General features: G+C 36.1%; 27 protein-coding genes. 25 read left to right on the top strand and 2 right to left on the bottom strand.

Translation table 11 applies throughout. The annotated features are described in order from the left end of the window. The first annotated feature begins 234 nt into the window (after positions 1 to 234). Positions 235 to 993, top strand: a complete 759-nt coding sequence (locus tag HX049_RS10855) for a rhomboid family intramembrane serine protease (RefSeq protein WP_286415817.1) — start codon at positions 235 to 237, stop codon at positions 991 to 993. Between the two features lie 7 nt (positions 994 to 1,000). On the opposite strand, the gene HX049_RS10860 is transcribed toward HX049_RS10855, so the two are convergent. Continuing rightward, positions 1,001 to 2,047 (bottom strand): hypothetical protein, encoded by a 1,047-nt coding sequence (locus HX049_RS10860; RefSeq protein ID WP_041894044.1) that lies wholly within the window; start codon positions 2,045 to 2,047, stop codon positions 1,001 to 1,003. A gap of 3 nt (positions 2,048 to 2,050) precedes the next feature. Continuing rightward, positions 2,051 to 2,785 (bottom strand): 23S rRNA (guanosine(2251)-2'-O)-methyltransferase RlmB, encoded by a 735-nt coding sequence (gene rlmB, locus HX049_RS10865; protein WP_286415819.1) that lies wholly within the window; start codon positions 2,783 to 2,785, stop codon positions 2,051 to 2,053. Positions 2,786 to 3,242: 457 nt separating this feature from the next. Between rlmB and rpsL the strand changes: the two genes are divergently transcribed. The 24 genes from rpsL to rplO all read left to right on the top strand — a co-directional run bounded on the left by rpsL (position 3,243) and on the right by rplO (position 15,503). Continuing rightward, on the top strand, positions 3,243 to 3,623 hold the full coding sequence (gene rpsL / locus HX049_RS10870) for a 30S ribosomal protein S12 (protein WP_002987523.1): 381 nt from the start codon (positions 3,243 to 3,245) through the stop codon (positions 3,621 to 3,623). Between the two features lie 25 nt (positions 3,624 to 3,648). Next, positions 3,649 to 4,125 (top strand): 30S ribosomal protein S7, encoded by a 477-nt coding sequence (gene rpsG / locus HX049_RS10875; RefSeq protein WP_006259499.1) that lies wholly within the window; start codon positions 3,649 to 3,651, stop codon positions 4,123 to 4,125. A 21-nt stretch (positions 4,126 to 4,146) separates the two neighbouring features. Further along, positions 4,147 to 6,282 carry an elongation factor G gene (gene fusA, locus HX049_RS10880; protein WP_286415820.1) on the top strand — a complete coding sequence of 712 codons (2,136 nt, stop codon included), beginning with the start codon at positions 4,147 to 4,149 and terminating at the stop codon, positions 6,280 to 6,282. A gap of 12 nt (positions 6,283 to 6,294) precedes the next feature. Continuing rightward, positions 6,295 to 6,600 carry a 30S ribosomal protein S10 gene (rpsJ, locus tag HX049_RS10885; protein ID WP_006259497.1) on the top strand — a complete coding sequence of 102 codons (306 nt, stop codon included), beginning with the start codon at positions 6,295 to 6,297 and terminating at the stop codon, positions 6,598 to 6,600. Between the two features lie 112 nt (positions 6,601 to 6,712). Then, a complete protein-coding gene (gene rplC / locus HX049_RS10890) occupies positions 6,713 to 7,330 on the top strand; it encodes a 50S ribosomal protein L3 (RefSeq protein ID WP_286415821.1) in 618 nt (205 codons plus the stop codon). Then, positions 7,330 to 7,959 (top strand): 50S ribosomal protein L4, encoded by a 630-nt coding sequence (rplD, locus tag HX049_RS10895; RefSeq protein WP_006259495.1) that lies wholly within the window; start codon positions 7,330 to 7,332, stop codon positions 7,957 to 7,959. Before rplC ends, rplD begins: the two co-directional genes overlap by 1 nt. Positions 7,960 to 7,966: 7 nt before the next feature. Continuing rightward, positions 7,967 to 8,257 (top strand): 50S ribosomal protein L23, encoded by a 291-nt coding sequence (gene rplW, locus HX049_RS10900; RefSeq protein WP_006259494.1) that lies wholly within the window; start codon positions 7,967 to 7,969, stop codon positions 8,255 to 8,257. Between the two features lie 6 nt (positions 8,258 to 8,263). Beyond that, positions 8,264 to 9,088: a 50S ribosomal protein L2 gene (gene rplB, locus HX049_RS10905; RefSeq protein WP_286415822.1), complete on the top strand. Its 825-nt coding sequence runs from the start codon at positions 8,264 to 8,266 to the stop codon at positions 9,086 to 9,088. 11 nt (positions 9,089 to 9,099) lie between these two features. Continuing rightward, positions 9,100 to 9,378, top strand: a complete 279-nt coding sequence (gene rpsS / locus HX049_RS10910; RefSeq protein WP_286415823.1) for a 30S ribosomal protein S19 — start codon at positions 9,100 to 9,102, stop codon at positions 9,376 to 9,378. 9 nt (positions 9,379 to 9,387) lie between these two features. After that, complete coding sequence (gene rplV, locus HX049_RS10915) at positions 9,388 to 9,798, top strand: 50S ribosomal protein L22 (RefSeq protein ID WP_006259491.1); 411 nt, start codon at positions 9,388 to 9,390, stop codon at positions 9,796 to 9,798. Between the two features lie 8 nt (positions 9,799 to 9,806). Next, positions 9,807 to 10,526 (top strand): 30S ribosomal protein S3, encoded by a 720-nt coding sequence (rpsC, locus tag HX049_RS10920; RefSeq protein WP_006259490.1) that lies wholly within the window; start codon positions 9,807 to 9,809, stop codon positions 10,524 to 10,526. Between the two features lie 18 nt (positions 10,527 to 10,544). Further along, on the top strand, positions 10,545 to 10,964 hold the full coding sequence (rplP, locus tag HX049_RS10925; RefSeq protein ID WP_006259489.1) for a 50S ribosomal protein L16: 420 nt from the start codon (positions 10,545 to 10,547) through the stop codon (positions 10,962 to 10,964). 13 nt (positions 10,965 to 10,977) lie between these two features. Beyond that, entirely contained in the window at positions 10,978 to 11,169 is a 192-nt protein-coding gene (gene rpmC, locus HX049_RS10930; RefSeq protein WP_006259488.1) for a 50S ribosomal protein L29, read from the top strand. A gap of 17 nt (positions 11,170 to 11,186) precedes the next feature. Beyond that, entirely contained in the window at positions 11,187 to 11,444 is a 258-nt protein-coding gene (gene rpsQ, locus HX049_RS10935; RefSeq protein ID WP_006259487.1) for a 30S ribosomal protein S17, read from the top strand. A 2-nt stretch (positions 11,445 to 11,446) separates the two neighbouring features. Beyond that, entirely contained in the window at positions 11,447 to 11,815 is a 369-nt protein-coding gene (rplN, locus tag HX049_RS10940; RefSeq protein WP_006259486.1) for a 50S ribosomal protein L14, read from the top strand. A 12-nt stretch (positions 11,816 to 11,827) separates the two neighbouring features. Continuing rightward, complete coding sequence (rplX, locus tag HX049_RS10945; RefSeq protein WP_286415824.1) at positions 11,828 to 12,145, top strand: 50S ribosomal protein L24; 318 nt, start codon at positions 11,828 to 11,830, stop codon at positions 12,143 to 12,145. Positions 12,146 to 12,147: 2 nt separating this feature from the next. After that, a complete protein-coding gene (rplE, locus tag HX049_RS10950) occupies positions 12,148 to 12,699 on the top strand; it encodes a 50S ribosomal protein L5 (protein ID WP_006259484.1) in 552 nt (183 codons plus the stop codon). A gap of 2 nt (positions 12,700 to 12,701) precedes the next feature. Then, entirely contained in the window at positions 12,702 to 12,971 is a 270-nt protein-coding gene (rpsN, locus tag HX049_RS10955; RefSeq protein WP_006259483.1) for a 30S ribosomal protein S14, read from the top strand. A gap of 21 nt (positions 12,972 to 12,992) precedes the next feature. Further along, positions 12,993 to 13,391, top strand: a complete 399-nt coding sequence (gene rpsH, locus HX049_RS10960) for a 30S ribosomal protein S8 (protein WP_006259482.1) — start codon at positions 12,993 to 12,995, stop codon at positions 13,389 to 13,391. Between the two features lie 17 nt (positions 13,392 to 13,408). After that, positions 13,409 to 13,951: a 50S ribosomal protein L6 gene (rplF, locus tag HX049_RS10965; RefSeq protein ID WP_006259481.1), complete on the top strand. Its 543-nt coding sequence runs from the start codon at positions 13,409 to 13,411 to the stop codon at positions 13,949 to 13,951. 11 nt (positions 13,952 to 13,962) lie between these two features. Then, entirely contained in the window at positions 13,963 to 14,313 is a 351-nt protein-coding gene (rplR, locus tag HX049_RS10970; protein ID WP_006259480.1) for a 50S ribosomal protein L18, read from the top strand. Between the two features lie 6 nt (positions 14,314 to 14,319). Then, the gene (gene rpsE / locus HX049_RS10975) at positions 14,320 to 14,844 is read left to right on the top strand and encodes a 30S ribosomal protein S5 (RefSeq protein ID WP_006259479.1); all 525 of its coding nucleotides are present in this window, start codon (positions 14,320 to 14,322) and stop codon (positions 14,842 to 14,844) included. Between the two features lie 12 nt (positions 14,845 to 14,856). After that, positions 14,857 to 15,039 carry a 50S ribosomal protein L30 gene (gene rpmD, locus HX049_RS10980; RefSeq protein ID WP_006259478.1) on the top strand — a complete coding sequence of 61 codons (183 nt, stop codon included), beginning with the start codon at positions 14,857 to 14,859 and terminating at the stop codon, positions 15,037 to 15,039. Positions 15,040 to 15,050: 11 nt separating this feature from the next. Then, positions 15,051 to 15,503 (top strand): 50S ribosomal protein L15, encoded by a 453-nt coding sequence (gene rplO / locus HX049_RS10985; RefSeq protein WP_041894027.1) that lies wholly within the window; start codon positions 15,051 to 15,053, stop codon positions 15,501 to 15,503. Positions 15,504 to 15,507: the final 4 nt, after the last annotated feature.

Consider the following 15,507-nt stretch of genomic DNA (forward strand, 5'->3'; position numbering starts at 1 on the left):
AAGAAGGTTACAGTATAGAGATACTTTTAAAGAGGATGATAGTCGTCTCTATGCTAAAATGATGTGAAGGAAAAAACAATCCGTTATAAAATGAGTTATATTTAACCTATATAAAATTTGAGTGCATTGTATAATAGCCTTTCATAACAAGAGGTGTTTTTGAATAGGACTTGTATAGGGAGTAAATATGAACCTTATATAATAAGATGCACTTAGGGAGAAAGGAAATAATATATGAGTAAAGAGAAATTACCTCCATTATCTATTAATCTAATTTTACTCCCCTTATTCGTCGTTGTACTGATATGGGGAGTGTATTGGATGGATTGGAATAATTTTTATGAGTTACACGAGTATGGCGTATTGCCCAGAACGGTAGTGGGGTTGAGGGGAATTGTGTTTAGCCCTTTTATACACGGTGGGATAAAGCATTTGTATAATAATTCTATAGCCCTCTTCGTACTGCTATTAATGTTGCAGTATTTTTATAAGAGACAAGCCTTGATAGTTCTGGTTTTAGGTATTCTGCTATCAGGTTTCGGTACCTGGCTGATAGGTAGAGATAGTTATCATATCGGGGCTAGTGGATTAGTCTATGTGTTAGTGAGTTTTATGTTCTTTAAGGGGGTACAGACACGATATTATAGGCTGATGGCATTATCACTGGTGATCGTAGTGCTATATGGTGGGATGGTCTGGTATATGTTTCCTCATGTAGAGAATGGTATTTCGTGGGAAGGTCATCTGAGTGGCTTTTTGACAGGATTAGTACTTAGTTTTTTAGTTTCTTCTCCTGAGCATATAGAGCAGGGGTATAAGTATGAGTGGCAAGACCCTAACTTTGATCCTCAGTCAGATCCTTTTATGAGGTGCTTCGATGAGCAAGGTAACTTTATTATTATACCGAAGCAGAAGGTAAGTAAGGATCCTTATAGGAAGACACTACCAGTGCTGATCTCTCAGTACAGAATCAGTGAACAGTATAAACTATAAAAGCACCTTAGAAGGTGCTTTTATAGTTTTTGACTACGAAGTCTATTGCTGTTTCGAGTATCTCTCCCATATTGTTACAATATTTAAAAGACTTCTCGTGAGTTAGTTTGTGTAAGGACATTTTTAACTCTTCTACATTCTCTGGAGTAGAGACGGTATCTTGTATCATCACGTGTATCAGTTCGTCTAATCTCTCCTTATTGCTAAGTACTCTTCTTACGATCACAGATCTCACTTCTCGTCTATACTGCTCTATCGAGGTATGTTTTAGTTTTTCTAATACCATCTTCACGATAGTGTAGTTCTCTTTAAAGAACTGGGGAAGGTAGAACTTGAGGTTGCCTTCATAGTTCTGCTGATCGAAGTCGATAGCTCTGATTCTATAGACCACCTGATCGAAGTCATGAGTAGGTATGATGACGAAGTTATAGGATCTCATATCACCTAGTAGACCGATCATACAGCGTTCATTAAATTTGACAAACTCTTTAGCGATCTGAGATTTTTCACTTTCAGTACATTTCGGCAAGTGATCTGTGATGAATACATCAGCAGGTATACCTAATATGTGTTCTTCGATTAAGGTATCATTGTGTACGAGATAGTTCATCGTATTCGGTGATAGCATCTCTTCTAGTTCTAGCCCATATATACGAGAGGCGTCGGCTCTCTTTACATAGAAGTTGGTGATATTGTCATTAAGTATATTACGTACTTTCACTCTGAATGGCTTAGAATTTCCAAACGAACAAAAGTCAATATGATCAATAGTTAGATACTGTAGTGTCTCGATGTCACCATCAGAGTGAAGTAAGGTATATATCTTAGTAAGGCTAGCTTCTATCTCTTTATACTCGAACTCTGGATAATATACACGTAACCACAGTGTATCGTTACCGTTGCTGTCCTCGATATTGATATAACCACTGAAGCGCAATAAGTCATCATAGATCACACTAGTCTTAGTAGTGCGTTTATACTTGGTCAAGTATTCCATGAACTCATCGCTAACAGGGTAGTTAGGCTTCTTTAATAATACCTTTACGTCTTTCAAATCTTATCTTCTTTGTCTAATTGTTTCGTATAAAAATGCTCCACACGCTACAGATACGTTTAGTGAATCTATTGTGCTAAACATTGGTAATTTTGCTTTCTCATCTATGATTTTAAGTACAGATGGGTTGATACCTTTATCTTCACTTCCCATAATGATCGCTACAGGTACATTTAGATCTACATCATAGATTTCTTTTTCTGCTTTCTCTGTTGCGCCTAGTGTTACTACACCAGATCCTTGTAGATAGAATACTGCATCCTTAATGTGGTCTACTTTACAGATAGGAATATTAAATACAGCACCAGCAGATGTTTTTACTGTATCTCCGTTTACTGGAGCAGCTCCATTCTTAGATATGATGATACCATCTGCACCACAGCATACAGCAGTACGTATAATAGCACCGAAGTTACGAGCATCTGATATCTGATCTAGGATGACGAAAAGAGGTTTCTCTTTTTTCTCTAATACACCTTCTACTAATGTTTCTAGTGAAGTAAAAGAGATAGGAGAGATGTTAGCTACAGCTCCTTGATGATTTTTATTAGTTAGTTTATTTAGTTTTTCGATAGGTACATAAGAGAAGTTTACGTTATTCTTCTTTAAAGTCTTAAGAAGAGAACTCATTAACTCTCCAGAAGCTTCTTTCTGAATGAATACCTTATCTATATCTTTTCCTGCTTCTATGGCTTCGATGATTGCACGAATACCAAATATCTGATTGTCCTGTTCCATGGGGCAAAGTTACTTATAATATAATTTAAAAAACGTGCAAAGATAGATTTTAAGTATTTGACTTTAGTGCTATTTATAAAAATATTAGATAGTATATACTATAATATATAGTAGAGGGTATAATATGGTATCCTAATGAAATAAAACAGAATATTTTTTGTGAGAGATAAGAGGAGAGAAGAGAGAGCGGGTTTGTTTTTAGAATACTCTTAGGAGATAAAAGAGAGGTTTTTAAACAAATGCTAGATTACTAAAAAGAAAGCGGAATAGTGTTGATAACTTTTGAATAAGTATTGCATAAAGAGAAAAAAAGAGGTAAAAGGCGAATTGTTGATAAAAAAAATTAATTATGTTGAAAATTAATGCTTTGAGGTTTGAATAAATAAAAAATAGTTATACATTTGCAACCCCGTATATAGTGCGGAATAATATATTGTAGAAATTATTAATAAACATTATGCCAACAATTCAACAATTAGTAAGAACAGGGAGAACCCAATTGACTAAGAAGAGTAAATCGGTTGCTTTGGATTCTTGTCCTCAAAGAAGAGGAGTTTGTACGCGTGTTTATACTACTACACCTAAAAAACCAAACTCTGCAATGCGTAAAGTTGCAAGGGTACGTTTAACAAATGGTAATGAAGTAAACGCATACATCCCAGGAGAAGGACACAATTTACAAGAGCACTCGATAGTATTAGTTAGAGGTGGAAGGGTAAAAGATTTGCCAGGTGTTAGATACCACATCGTACGTGGAGCTTTGGATACTGCTGGAGTAAACGGTAGAACACAAAGAAGATCTAAATACGGAGCAAAACGTCCTAAAGACAAAAAATAATCGTTTAAACGTTTAAGAAGAAGACATGAGAAAAAGACAGGCGAAAAAGAGACCTCTTTTACCAGATCCAAAATTTAATGATCAATTAGTTACGCGTTTTGTAAACAACTTAATGTGGGACGGTAAGAAATCAACAGCTTTTAAAGTATTCTATGATGCTTTAGAGATCGTTGAGGAGAAAAAACAAGATGAAGAAAAATCTTCATTAGAAATTTGGAAAGATGCGTTAACTAACGTTATGCCACACGTAGAAGTTCGTTCTCGTCGTGTAGGTGGAGCTACATTCCAAATTCCAATGCAAATTCGTCCAGATAGAAAAATTTCTATGGCGATGAAATGGATGATTTTGTATGCGAGAAAAAGAAATGAGAAATCTATGGCTGGAAAATTAGCATCTGAAATCTTAGCTGCTGCTAAAGAAGAAGGAGCTGCTGTTAAAAAGAGAATGGATACTCATAAAATGGCTGAAGCTAATAAAGCATTCTCTCACTTTAGATTTTAATCCATACAGAAACTATATACAATGGCAAGAGATTTAAAATATACAAGAAACATTGGTATCGCTGCACACATCGATGCTGGTAAGACAACAACTACAGAGCGTATTTTGTTCTATACAGGTAAAAACCACAAAATGGGAGAGACTCACGAAGGATCTTCTACAATGGACTGGATGGAGCAAGAGGCTGAAAGAGGTATTACTATTACATCGGCAGCTACTACATGTACTTGGAATTTCCCAACAGTTCAAGGTGCTAAAATACCTGAATCTATGGAGTACCACTTCAATATTATTGATACTCCTGGACACGTTGACTTTACTGTAGAGGTAAACCGTTCTTTACGTGTATTAGATGGATTAGTATTCTTGTTTAGTGCAGTTGATGGTGTTGAGCCTCAGTCTGAAACTAACTGGAGATTAGCTGATAATTATAAAGTTCCACGTATGGGGTTCGTTAATAAAATGGACCGTCAAGGAGCTAACTTCTTAGCAGTATGTCAACAAGTTAAAGATATGTTGAAATCTAACGCTGTGCCAATCGTTTTACCTATTGGTGATGAGGCTGATTTCAAAGGTATCGTTGACTTAGTTAAAAACCGTGCAATTGTATGGCATGATGAGAATCATGGTTCTACTTTTGACGTTGTTGATATCCCTGCGGATATGGTTGATGATGTAAAACAATACAGAGGTCAATTAATCGAGGAGATTGCTGCTTATGATGAAAATCTTCTTGAGAAATTTATGGAAGATGAGAACTCAATCACAGAGGACGAAATCCACGTAGCTTTACGTGCTGCTACTCTTGATATGAGTATCATCCCTATGACTTGTGGATCTTCATTCAAAAATAAAGGTGTTCAGTTCATGTTAGATGCTGTATGTCGTTACTTACCTTCTCCAATGGATAAGGAAGCTATCGAAGGTACAGATCCTGATACTGAAGAGCCAATCGTACGTAAGCCATCGGTTACTGAGCCGTTCGCTGCATTAGCATTTAAAATTGCTACTGACCCATTCGTAGGTCGTTTAGCATTCTTTAGAGCTTATTCAGGACACTTAGACGCTGGATCTTATGTATTGAATACTCGTTCTGGAAACAAAGAGCGTATTTCTCGTATCTACCAAATGCACGCTAACAAACAAAACCCAGTTGAATATATTGAGGCTGGAGATATTGGAGCTGCTGTAGGATTTAAAGATATCAAAACTGGAGATACTTTATGTGATGAGAAAAAACCTATCGTATTAGAAAGTATGATATTCCCAGACCCTGTAATCGGTATCGCTATTGAACCAAAAACAAAAGCGGATATGGATAAAATGGGTACTGCTTTAGCTAAATTAGCTGAGGAAGATCCAACTTTTACAGTTAAAACTGACCAAGCGTCTGGACAAACTGTAATCTCTGGTATGGGTGAGTTACACTTAGACGTATTGATCGACCGTATGAGACGTGAGTTCAAAGTTGAAGTTAATCAAGGAGAGCCACAAGTTGAGTACAAAGAAGCTCTTACACGTGAAGCACAACATAGAGAAGCTTATAAAAAGCAATCTGGTGGACGTGGTAAGTTTGCTGATATCGTATTCAAAATGGGACCTGCTGATGACGTTGATGGAAAACCATTCGTTGGATTACAGTTCGTGAATGAAGTTAAAGGTGGTAACGTTCCTAAAGAATATATCCCTTCTGTAGAGAAAGGATTTAGAGAGGCGATGAAACAAGGACCTTTAGCTGGATTCGAAATGGATTCTATGAAAGTAACTTTAACTGACGGTTCTTACCACGCGGTTGACTCGGATGCATTATCGTTCGAATTAGCTGCTAAAATGGGATACAAAGCTGCTGCTAAAGCTGCAGGTGCGATCATCTTAGAGCCTATCATGAAGTTAGAAGTATTGACTCCTGAAGAAAACATGGGTGATATCGTTGGAGATTTGAACCGTCGTCGTGGACAAATCAACAGCATGGATGATAGAGCTGGATCAAAAGTTGTTAAAGCTTCTGTTCCATTATCAGAAATGTTCGGATATGTAACTACATTAAGAACATTATCATCTGGTAGAGCAACTTCTACAATGGAGTTCTCTCACTACTCTGAAACACCATCAAACATTTCAGAGGCAGTAATCACTAAAGCAAAAGGTAACGCTTAATTTTAGAGTAAAATGAGTCAAAAAATCAGAATAAAATTAAAATCTTACGATCATATGTTGGTTGATAAATCAGCAGAGAAAATCGTAAAAACTGTAAAAAGTACAGGAGCAGTAGTAACTGGACCTATTCCATTACCTACTCATAAAAAAATCTTTACTGTTCTTCGTTCTCCTCACGTGAACAAAAAAGCAAGAGAGCAGTTTGAGTTAAGTTCATACAAAAGATTGTTAGATATCTATTCTTCATCTTCTAAAACGATTGATGCTTTAATGAAATTAGAGTTACCAAGCGGTGTTGAAGTTGAAATCAAAGTGTGATAAATAACAAGATTCAATAAGAATATCAGAGGCTAAGTATTGGTGTTATAGTCACCAATACTTAGTTCTTTTAGAAAATAAAATAAAATTTTATAATTAATAATTAATATTTATGTCTGGGTTAATTGGTAAAAAAATCGGCATGACTAGTATTTTCGATGAGAATGGAAAAAACATTCCATGTACAGTAATCGAAATGGGTCCTAATGTCGTTACCCAAGTCAGAACCATTGAGGTTGACGGGTATGAAGCGTTACAACTTGGTTTCGATGACAAGACAGATAAACATGCTACTAAAGCTGAGTTAGGTCACTTTAAAAAAGCTGGAACATCTGCTAAGAGAAAAGTCGTTGAGATCAAAGATTTTGCTGGAGAGTATAAATTAGGTGATGTAATCACTGCAGATTTATTCTTAGAAGGAGAATTCGTAGATGTACAAGGTGTATCTAAAGGAAAAGGATTCCAAGGGGTTGTAAAACGTCATGGTTTTGGTGGAGTTGGTCAGGTAACTCACGGTCAAAAGAACCGTTTAAGAGCGCCAGGATCTATTGGAGCTTCTTCTTACCCATCAAGAGTATTCAAAGGAATGCGTATGGCAGGAAGAACTGGAGGAGTAAATGTAACAGTACAAAACCTTAGAGTTTTAAAAGTAGTAGCTGATAAAAATCTACTTGTGGTTAAGGGAGCAATTCCAGGACACAAAAACTCTTATGTAATCGTTCAGAAGTAATGGAAGTAAAAGTTTTAGATATCACAGGAAAAGATACTGGTAGAAAAGTTGAGCTTTTAGATTCAGTATTCGGTATAGAACCAAATAATCACGCAGTATATCTTGATGTTAAACAATATTTAGCAAATCAAAGACAAGGTACTCACAAAGCTAAAGAAAGAGCTGAGATCTCTGGAAGTACGCGTAAGATTAAGAAGCAAAAAGGAACTGGTACTGCAAGAGCAGGAAGTATTAAATCACCAGTTTTCCGTGGAGGAGGAAGAATCTTCGGGCCAAGACCAAGAAGCTACTCTTTCAAATTAAACAAAAGTTTAAAACGTTTAGCGAGAAAATCTGCTTTCTCTATCAAAGTGAAAGAATCAAATTTAATCGTAGTTGAGAACTTTAATTTCGAGGCTCCAAGTACTAAAAATTTCATCAACGTATTGAAAGGTTTAGGGTTGGAAAATAAAAAATCTCTATTTGTGTTTGGTGAATCAAATAAAAATGTATATTTGTCATCACGCAATTTAGGGAAGGCTGCTGTTGTAACTAACTCTGAATTAAGCACTTACAGTATTTTAAATGCTGGAAGTTTAGTGTTAACTGAGGGTTCTGTAGCAGGAATTGTAGAAAATTTAAGTAAATAATAGGAACATGAGTGTTTTAATTAAGCCTATAATTACAGAAAAAATAACTAAAGACGGCGAAACTTTTGGCCGTTTTGGGTTTGTTGTTGATAGAAAAGCGAACAAAATTGAAATTAAAAAAGCAGTTGAGGCTGCTTATGGAGTTTCTGTTGTTAACGTGAATACTATGAACTATGCTGCAAAGCGTTCTGTTAAGTACACGAAAAGTGGAATGATCAACGCTAAAACTAATGCATACAAGAAAGCAATAGTTGAATTGAAAGAAGGAGATAGTATAGACTTTTATTCAAATATCTAATAAATAATGTCAGTTAGAAAATTAAAACCTATTACCCCAGGTCAGCGTTTTAGAGTTGTAAATAGTTTTGACGCTATAACAACTGATAAGCCGGAGCGTAGTTTACTAGCACCGAAAAAAAAATCTGGAGGTAGAAATAGTCAAGGAAAAATGACCATGCGCTACATGGGTGGTGGTCATAAACAAAGATACCGTATAGTTGATTTTAAAAGAACTAAAGTTGGTATCCCAGCTACTGTTAAGTCAATTGAGTATGATCCAAACCGTACAGCATTCATCGCTTTGATTGCTTATGTAGATGGAGCTAAATCATACGTTATTGCACAAAGCGGTATGAAAGTTGGACAAACTGTAGTTTCAGGAGCAGAAGCATCACCAGAAGTTGGTAATGCAATGCCTTTAAGCAAAATTCCTTTAGGAACTGTTATATCTTGTATCGAATTACGTCCTGGACAAGGAGCAGTTATCGCTCGTTCAGCAGGTACTTTCGCTCAGTTAGTTGCTAGAGATGGTAAATATGCTACTATTAAAATGCCTTCTGGAGAGATCCGTTTGATTTTATTAGAATGTATGGCTACTATCGGAGCAGTGTCTAACCACGATCACCAATTAATCGTTTCTGGTAAAGCAGGTAGATCAAGATGGTTAGGTAGAAGACCTAGAACTAGACCAGTAGCAATGAACCCAGTAGATCACCCAATGGGAGGTGGAGAAGGTCGTTCGTCAGGAGGACACCCACGTTCTAGAAACGGGATGCCTGCTAAAGGGTACAGAACTCGTTCTAAAGTTAAGTCGAGTAATAAGTATATCGTTGAACGTAGAAAGAAATAAAAGATTAAGACATGGCACGTTCGTTAAAAAAAGGACCTTATGTTCACTATAAATTAGAGAAGAAAGTTCAAGTAAACATAGAAAGTGGAAAAAATGGAGTTATCAAGACTTGGTCAAGAGCTTCAATGATTACACCTGATTTTGTTGGACAAACTATCGCAGTACATAATGGTCGTCAGTTTGTTCCTGTTTATGTAACAGAGAACATGGTAGGACATAAATTAGGGGAATTTTCACCAACAAGATCGTTTAGAGGTCACGCTGGTGCAAAGAATAAAGGTAAAAAATAATAAGAAGCTATGGGAGTTCGTAAAAGAGAAAGAGCTGAGCAAATTAAAGAAGCTAACAAGCAAGTTGCTTTTGCAAAGCTAAACAATTGCCCTACTTCTCCTAGAAAAATGCGTTTAGTAGCGGATTTAGTAAGAGGACAGAAAGTAGAAAAAGCTCTAAATATATTAAAATTCAGTTCAAAAGATGCTTCTCGTAATTTAGAGAAATTACTTTTGTCTGCAATTGCTAACTGGCAAGCGAAAAACAGCGACGCTAATATAGAAGAAGCTGGATTGATCGTTAAAGAAATCAGAGTAGATGGAGGAATGATGTTAAAAAGACTTCGTCCTGCACCTCAAGGTAGAGCACACAGAATCAGAAAACGTTCTAATCACGTAACAATCGTATTAGGATCTAATAATAACACACAAAGCAATTAATAAGCAGTATGGGACAAAAGACTAATCCAATCGGGAATCGCCTTGGTATTATCAGAGGATGGGACTCAAACTGGTATGGTGGAAATGACTACGGTGACAAAATCGCTGAAGATCACAAGATCAGAAAGTATATCCATGCTCGTTTATCAAAAGCTAGTGTATCTAAAGTAATCATCGAAAGAACTTTAAAACTTGTAACCGTTACTATCACTACTGCTAGACCTGGTATCATTATCGGAAAAGGTGGACAAGAGGTAGACAAGTTAAAAGAGGAATTGAAAAAGATTACTGATAAGGAAGTTCAAATCAATATCTTTGAAATCAAACGTCCTGAATTAGACGGATACTTAGTGGCTGCTAGTATCGCTCGTCAAATCGAAAGCAGAATTTCTTACCGTAGAGCTATCCGTATGGCTATGGCTGCAGCGATGAGAATGAATGCTGAAGGAATCAAAGTAATGATTTCTGGTCGTTTAAACGGTGCTGAAATGGCTCGTTCTGAGACTTTCAAAGAAGGAAGAATTCCGTTGTCAACTTTCAGAGCAGACATCGATTATGCACTTGCTGAAGCTCACACTACTTATGGTAGAATGGGAATTAAAGTGTGGATCATGAAAGGTGAGGTTTACGGTAAGAGAGATCTTTCTCCGTTAGCTGGAATGGATAAAAAACAATCTAAATCAGCAGGATCTCCAAAAGGTAAATCTAACCCACGCAAAAGAAAGTAATTTTTAAACTGAAGAAAAATGTTACAGCCTAAAAGAACAAAATACCGTAAGGTACAGAAAGGTAAAATGAAAGGGATTTCTCAAAGAGGGCATGAACTTTCAAATGGTATGTTTGGAATCAAATCTATGGACTCTGCATTTATCACTTCACGTCAAATCGAGGCAGCGCGTATCGCTGCTACTCGTTTCATGAAACGTGAAGGGCAGTTATGGATTAAAATTTTCCCAGACAAACCTATTACTAAAAAGCCTCTAGAGGTACGTATGGGTAAAGGAAAAGGTGCAGTAGAATACTGGGTTGCTGTGGTAAAACCAGGAAAAATTATGTTCGAAGTTGGTGGAGTGCCAATTTCAGTAGCAAAAGAAGCATTACGCTTAGCTGCTCAAAAACTTCCTGTAAAAACTAAATTTGTAATTGCTAGAGATTTCGAAGCATAATAAAATTTTTATCATGAAACAATCAGAAATAGTAAATCTATCTGTAGCTGAATTACAAGAGCAACTGGTACAGTTGACTAGCACATATAATAACTTAAGATCTGCTCACGCAATCTCTCCAATCGAGAATCCATTACAGTTGAGAAACGTAAGAAGAAGTATTGCAAGAGTGAATACAGAGTTAAGTAAAAGAGAGTTACAATAATTGTATTCTGCCGAAAGATGGAAAATAGAAAATTAAGAAAAGAGAGAATAGGTGTTGTTACTAGCAATAAAATGGAGAAATCTATTGTTGTGTCTGAAGTAAAGAGAGTAAAACACCCATTATATGGTAAGTTCGTGTTGAAAACGAAAAAATACGTTGCACACGACGAAACAAATGATTGCAACATTGGTGATACTGTAAAGATTATGGAGACACGTCCATTATCTAAGTCAAAATGTTGGAGATTAGTTGAAATCATTGAAAGAGCGAAATAATTATGGTACAACAAGAATCTAGACTTAAAGTAGCAGATAATACGGGTGCAAAAGAAGTTTTGACTATCCGTGTTTTAGGAGGAACGAAACGTCGTTATGCCTCTGTAGGTGATAAAATTGTAGTTTCAATTAAAGAAGCAACTCCAAACGGAAGCGTGAAAAAAGGTAGCGTTTCAACTGCAGTTGTAGTTCGTACTAAAAAAGAGGTGAGAAGAGCTGACGGATCTTACATCAGATTTGACGATAACGCATGTGTATTGTTAAATGCTGCTGGAGAGATGAAAGGAACTCGTGTTTTTGGTCCGGTTGCGAGAGAACTTCGTGAAAAACAATTCATGAAAATTGTATCATTAGCACCAGAGGTGTTATAATTCGTTCTAAACATGATTAAGCTAAAGATAAAAACAGGAGATACTGTACGCGTTATCGCTGGTGACCATAAAGGTACTGAAGGTAAAGTTGTACGTGTATTACGTGAAAAGAACAAAGCTATTGTTGAAGGGGTGAATATTATTTCAAAACACGTGAAGCCAAGTGCTTCTAACCCTCAAGGTGGAATTGTTAAAAAAGAGGCTCCAATCCAAATCTCAAACTTAGCGATCGTAGATCCTAAGACGAACGAAGTTACAAAAGTAGCTATCGTGAAAAACGAGAACGGAAAAAATGTAAGAGTTTCTAAAAAATCAAATCAAGTATTATAGTTATGGCTTATATACCAAGACTTAAAGAAGAATATAAAAGCAGAGTTATCTCTGCTCTTACTGAGGAATTCGGTTATAAAAACGTAATGCAAGTTCCAAAACTTGAGAAAATCGTTGTTAGCCGTGGAGTTGGTGCTGCTGTTTCTGATAAAAAATTAGTTGATTACGCTGTTGAGGAGTTAACTAAAATTACAGGACAAAAAGCAGTAGCTACTATCTCTAAGAAAGACGTTGCTACTTTTAAATTAAGAAAAGGAATGCCAATCGGGGCAAAAGTAACGTTACGTGGAGAGAGAATGTATGAATTTTTAGATCGTTTAGTAACTTCAGCTTTACCACGTGTAAGAGACTTTTCAGGTATTAAATCTGATGGTTTTGACGGAAGAGGAAATTATAACTTAGGTGTTACTGAGCAAATCATTTTCCCTGAAATCAATATCGATAAAGTTAACAAAATCGCTGGTTTTGATATCACTTTCGTTACATCTGCTCAAACAGATAAAGAAGCGAAATCTTTACTTGCTGAATTAGGATTACCTTTTAAAAAGAATTAAGTATGGCTAAAGAATCAATGAAAGCCCGTGAGGTTAAAAGACAAGCATTAGTAGATAAATATGCTGCTAAGAGAACAGCTCTTTTAGAAGCTGGTGACTATGAAGGATTACAAAAGTTACCTAAAAATGCTTCTCCAGTTCGTTTACACAACAGATGTAAGTTAACAGGAAGACCAAGAGGGTATATGCGTCAATTCGGTATTTCTCGTGTTACATTCCGTGAAATGGCAAATAATGGATTGATACCTGGAGTAAAAAAGGCAAGTTGGTAATTAAGATTTAAAGGTAAAAACATGTATACAGATCCAATAGCAGATTTCCTTACAAGAGTTAGAAACGCTGTGAGAGCTAACCACAAAGTGGTTGAAATTCCAGCTTCAAACTTCAAAAAAGAAATCACGAAAATATTATTCGATCAAGGATATATCTTAAGCTATAAATTTGATGATAGTTCAGTTCAAGGAACAATCAAAATAGCTTTGAAATATGATAAAGACACAAAAGAGTCTGTAATTAGAGATATCCAAAGAATTAGTAAACCAGGTTTGCGTAAATACGCTTCTGCAGCAGATCTTCCTAGAATCCTTAATGGATTAGGAATCGCTATCGTTTCAACATCAAAAGGATTGATGACTGGAAAGCAAGCGAAACAATTGAATGTTGGTGGAGAAGTTGTTTGTTACGTATACTAATTTAAAAAGACTAAGAGATGTCAAGAATAGGTAAAAGTCCAATAGCGATCCCTGCTGGAGTAACGGTTGACGTTAAAGAAGGAGAGATTGTTGTAAAAGGTAAATTAGGAGAGCTTTCTCAAAAGTTTGATACAGTTAGTATTAAAGTTGAAGAAGACCAAGTAATCGTTGAGCGTTCTTCTGATGATAAGATTGAAAGAGCTAAACACGGATTATACCGTAGTTTAATCAACAATATGGTTAAAGGAGTTTCAGAAGGATTTACTATCAGTTTGGAATTGGTTGGGGTAGGATACCGTGCTGCTAATCAAGGACAAAAGTTAGATTTAGCTTTAGGTTTCTCTCATAATATCGTAATGGATATTGCAAAAGAAGTTACAGTGGAAACTATATCTGAAAAAGGTAAAAATCCAATCGTTAAATTAACTTCATTTGACAAACAACTAGTTGGTCAAGTAGCAGCAAAAATCCGTTCATTCCGTAAACCAGAACCTTACAAAGGAAAAGGTATCAAGTTTGTGGGTGAAGAGTTAAGAAGAAAAGCAGGTAAATCAGCTTAAAAATTAAGACTATGTCATTAACAAAATCTGAAAGAAGACAACGTATTAAATTCAGAATTAGAAAGATTGTTAGCGGTACTGCTGCTAAGCCAAGACTTTCTGTATTCAGAAGTAATAAAGAAATCTATGCGCAAATCATAGATGACGTGAATGGAGTAACTCTAGCTGCAGCATCTTCAAGAGAAGCTGGGATAACAAGAGGAACCAATATTGAAACTGCTGCATCGGTTGGGAAACTAATTGCAGAGAAAGCTTTGAAAGCTGGTGTAGAAACTGTATCTTTCGATAGAGGAGGTTATTTATACCACGGTCGTGTTAAATCATTAGCTGAAGGCGCTAGAGAAGCTGGATTAAAATTCTAATTAGTTATGTATCAAAATTATAAAAACGTAGAATTTGTAAAACCAACAGGTCTTGATCTTAAAGATCGTTTGGTTAGTGTAAACCGTGTTACTAAAGTTACTAAAGGGGGAAGAGCTTTTGGATTCTCAGCTGTAGTAGTAGTAGGTGACGAGAACGGTGTAGTGGGTCATGGTTTGGGTAAATCAAAAGACGTTTCTGAAGCAATCGCTAAAGCAGTAGAGGATGCAAAGAAAAACTTAGTTAGAGTTCCTTTAAATGGTCATACTATTCCTCACGAACAAAAAGGAAAATTCAGTGGAGCTAGAGTATTATTGATGCCTGCATCTTTGGGTACTGGAGTTATCGCTGGAGGTTCTGTGAGATCGGTTGTAGAGTCTGTAGGGATTAAAGATTTATTATCTAAATCTCAAGGATCTTCAAATCCTCACAACGTGGTGAAGGCTACTTTTGACGCTTTATTACGTTTAAGAAGTGCTTCTACAGTTGCAAAACAAAGAGGAATTTCTTTAGAAAAAGTATTTAAAGGTTAATTTGAGAGAGTTATGTCAAAAATTAAAGTAAAACAAGTAAGAAGCCAAATTAATTGTCCTCTTGTACAAAAGAGAACATTAGAGGCTTTAGGACTTCGTAAGATTGGTCAAGTTGTAGAACATGATGCTACATCTGCAATCTTAGGAATGGTAAGTAAAGTTCAACACTTAGTTTCTGTAGAGGAGGCTAAATAATATTGTAGAGTATGAATTTAAGTAATTTACAACCAGCAAAAGGTTCAGTACACAACCAAAACAAACGTGTTGGTCGTGGTGAAGGGTCTGGTAAAGGAGGAACTTCTACAAAAGGACACAAAGGTGCTAAATCACGTTCAGGATATTCAAGAAAGATCGGATTTGAAGGAGGACAAATGCCACTTCAAAGACGTGTTCCTAAATTTGGTTTTAAAAACATCAATAGAGTAGAGTATGATGTTATTAACTTAGAAAAATTACAATCTTTAGTTGATAGCGGAGTAGTAAAAGACACTGTTGATTTTGCTCTTTTAGTTGAGTTAGGATTAACTTCTAAAAATAGTTTAGTTAAGGTTTTAGGGCGTGGAGAGATAAAAGCAAAATTAAAAGTTTCTGCACACAAGTTTTCAGCATCTGCTAAAGAGGCAATCGAGGCAGCTGGTGGAGAAATTGTAACGTTATAAAATC

The sequence above is a fragment of the Myroides odoratimimus genome (genome assembly GCF_030326305.1).
Taxonomy (GTDB): Bacteria; Bacteroidota; Bacteroidia; order Flavobacteriales; family Flavobacteriaceae; genus Flavobacterium; species Flavobacterium odoratimimum_A.

Excerpts from the sequence above, each read along its gene's own strand:
- HX049_RS10855 (WP_286415817.1), top strand. The coding sequence starts at position 235 with ATGAGTAAAGAGAAATTACCTCCATTATCTATTAATCTAATTTTACTC.
- rlmB (WP_286415819.1), bottom strand. The coding sequence starts at position 2,785 with ATGGAACAGGACAATCAGATATTTGGTATTCGTGCAATCATCGAAGCC.
- rpsL (WP_002987523.1), top strand. The coding sequence starts at position 3,243 with ATGCCAACAATTCAACAATTAGTAAGAACAGGGAGAACCCAATTGACT.
- rpsG (WP_006259499.1), top strand. The coding sequence starts at position 3,649 with ATGAGAAAAAGACAGGCGAAAAAGAGACCTCTTTTACCAGATCCAAAA.
- fusA (WP_286415820.1), top strand. The coding sequence starts at position 4,147 with ATGGCAAGAGATTTAAAATATACAAGAAACATTGGTATCGCTGCACAC.
- rpsJ (WP_006259497.1), top strand. The coding sequence starts at position 6,295 with ATGAGTCAAAAAATCAGAATAAAATTAAAATCTTACGATCATATGTTG.
- rplC (WP_286415821.1), top strand. The coding sequence starts at position 6,713 with ATGTCTGGGTTAATTGGTAAAAAAATCGGCATGACTAGTATTTTCGAT.
- rplD (WP_006259495.1), top strand. The coding sequence starts at position 7,330 with ATGGAAGTAAAAGTTTTAGATATCACAGGAAAAGATACTGGTAGAAAA.
- rplW (WP_006259494.1), top strand. The coding sequence starts at position 7,967 with ATGAGTGTTTTAATTAAGCCTATAATTACAGAAAAAATAACTAAAGAC.
- rplB (WP_286415822.1), top strand. The coding sequence starts at position 8,264 with ATGTCAGTTAGAAAATTAAAACCTATTACCCCAGGTCAGCGTTTTAGA.
- rpsS (WP_286415823.1), top strand. The coding sequence starts at position 9,100 with ATGGCACGTTCGTTAAAAAAAGGACCTTATGTTCACTATAAATTAGAG.
- rplV (WP_006259491.1), top strand. The coding sequence starts at position 9,388 with ATGGGAGTTCGTAAAAGAGAAAGAGCTGAGCAAATTAAAGAAGCTAAC.
- rpsC (WP_006259490.1), top strand. The coding sequence starts at position 9,807 with ATGGGACAAAAGACTAATCCAATCGGGAATCGCCTTGGTATTATCAGA.
- rplP (WP_006259489.1), top strand. The coding sequence starts at position 10,545 with ATGTTACAGCCTAAAAGAACAAAATACCGTAAGGTACAGAAAGGTAAA.
- rpmC (WP_006259488.1), top strand. The coding sequence starts at position 10,978 with ATGAAACAATCAGAAATAGTAAATCTATCTGTAGCTGAATTACAAGAG.
- rpsQ (WP_006259487.1), top strand. The coding sequence starts at position 11,187 with ATGGAAAATAGAAAATTAAGAAAAGAGAGAATAGGTGTTGTTACTAGC.
- rplN (WP_006259486.1), top strand. The coding sequence starts at position 11,447 with ATGGTACAACAAGAATCTAGACTTAAAGTAGCAGATAATACGGGTGCA.
- rplX (WP_286415824.1), top strand. The coding sequence starts at position 11,828 with ATGATTAAGCTAAAGATAAAAACAGGAGATACTGTACGCGTTATCGCT.
- rplE (WP_006259484.1), top strand. The coding sequence starts at position 12,148 with ATGGCTTATATACCAAGACTTAAAGAAGAATATAAAAGCAGAGTTATC.
- rpsN (WP_006259483.1), top strand. The coding sequence starts at position 12,702 with ATGGCTAAAGAATCAATGAAAGCCCGTGAGGTTAAAAGACAAGCATTA.
- rpsH (WP_006259482.1), top strand. The coding sequence starts at position 12,993 with ATGTATACAGATCCAATAGCAGATTTCCTTACAAGAGTTAGAAACGCT.
- rplF (WP_006259481.1), top strand. The coding sequence starts at position 13,409 with ATGTCAAGAATAGGTAAAAGTCCAATAGCGATCCCTGCTGGAGTAACG.
- rplR (WP_006259480.1), top strand. The coding sequence starts at position 13,963 with ATGTCATTAACAAAATCTGAAAGAAGACAACGTATTAAATTCAGAATT.
- rpsE (WP_006259479.1), top strand. The coding sequence starts at position 14,320 with ATGTATCAAAATTATAAAAACGTAGAATTTGTAAAACCAACAGGTCTT.
- rpmD (WP_006259478.1), top strand. The coding sequence starts at position 14,857 with ATGTCAAAAATTAAAGTAAAACAAGTAAGAAGCCAAATTAATTGTCCT.
- rplO (WP_041894027.1), top strand. The coding sequence starts at position 15,051 with ATGAATTTAAGTAATTTACAACCAGCAAAAGGTTCAGTACACAACCAA.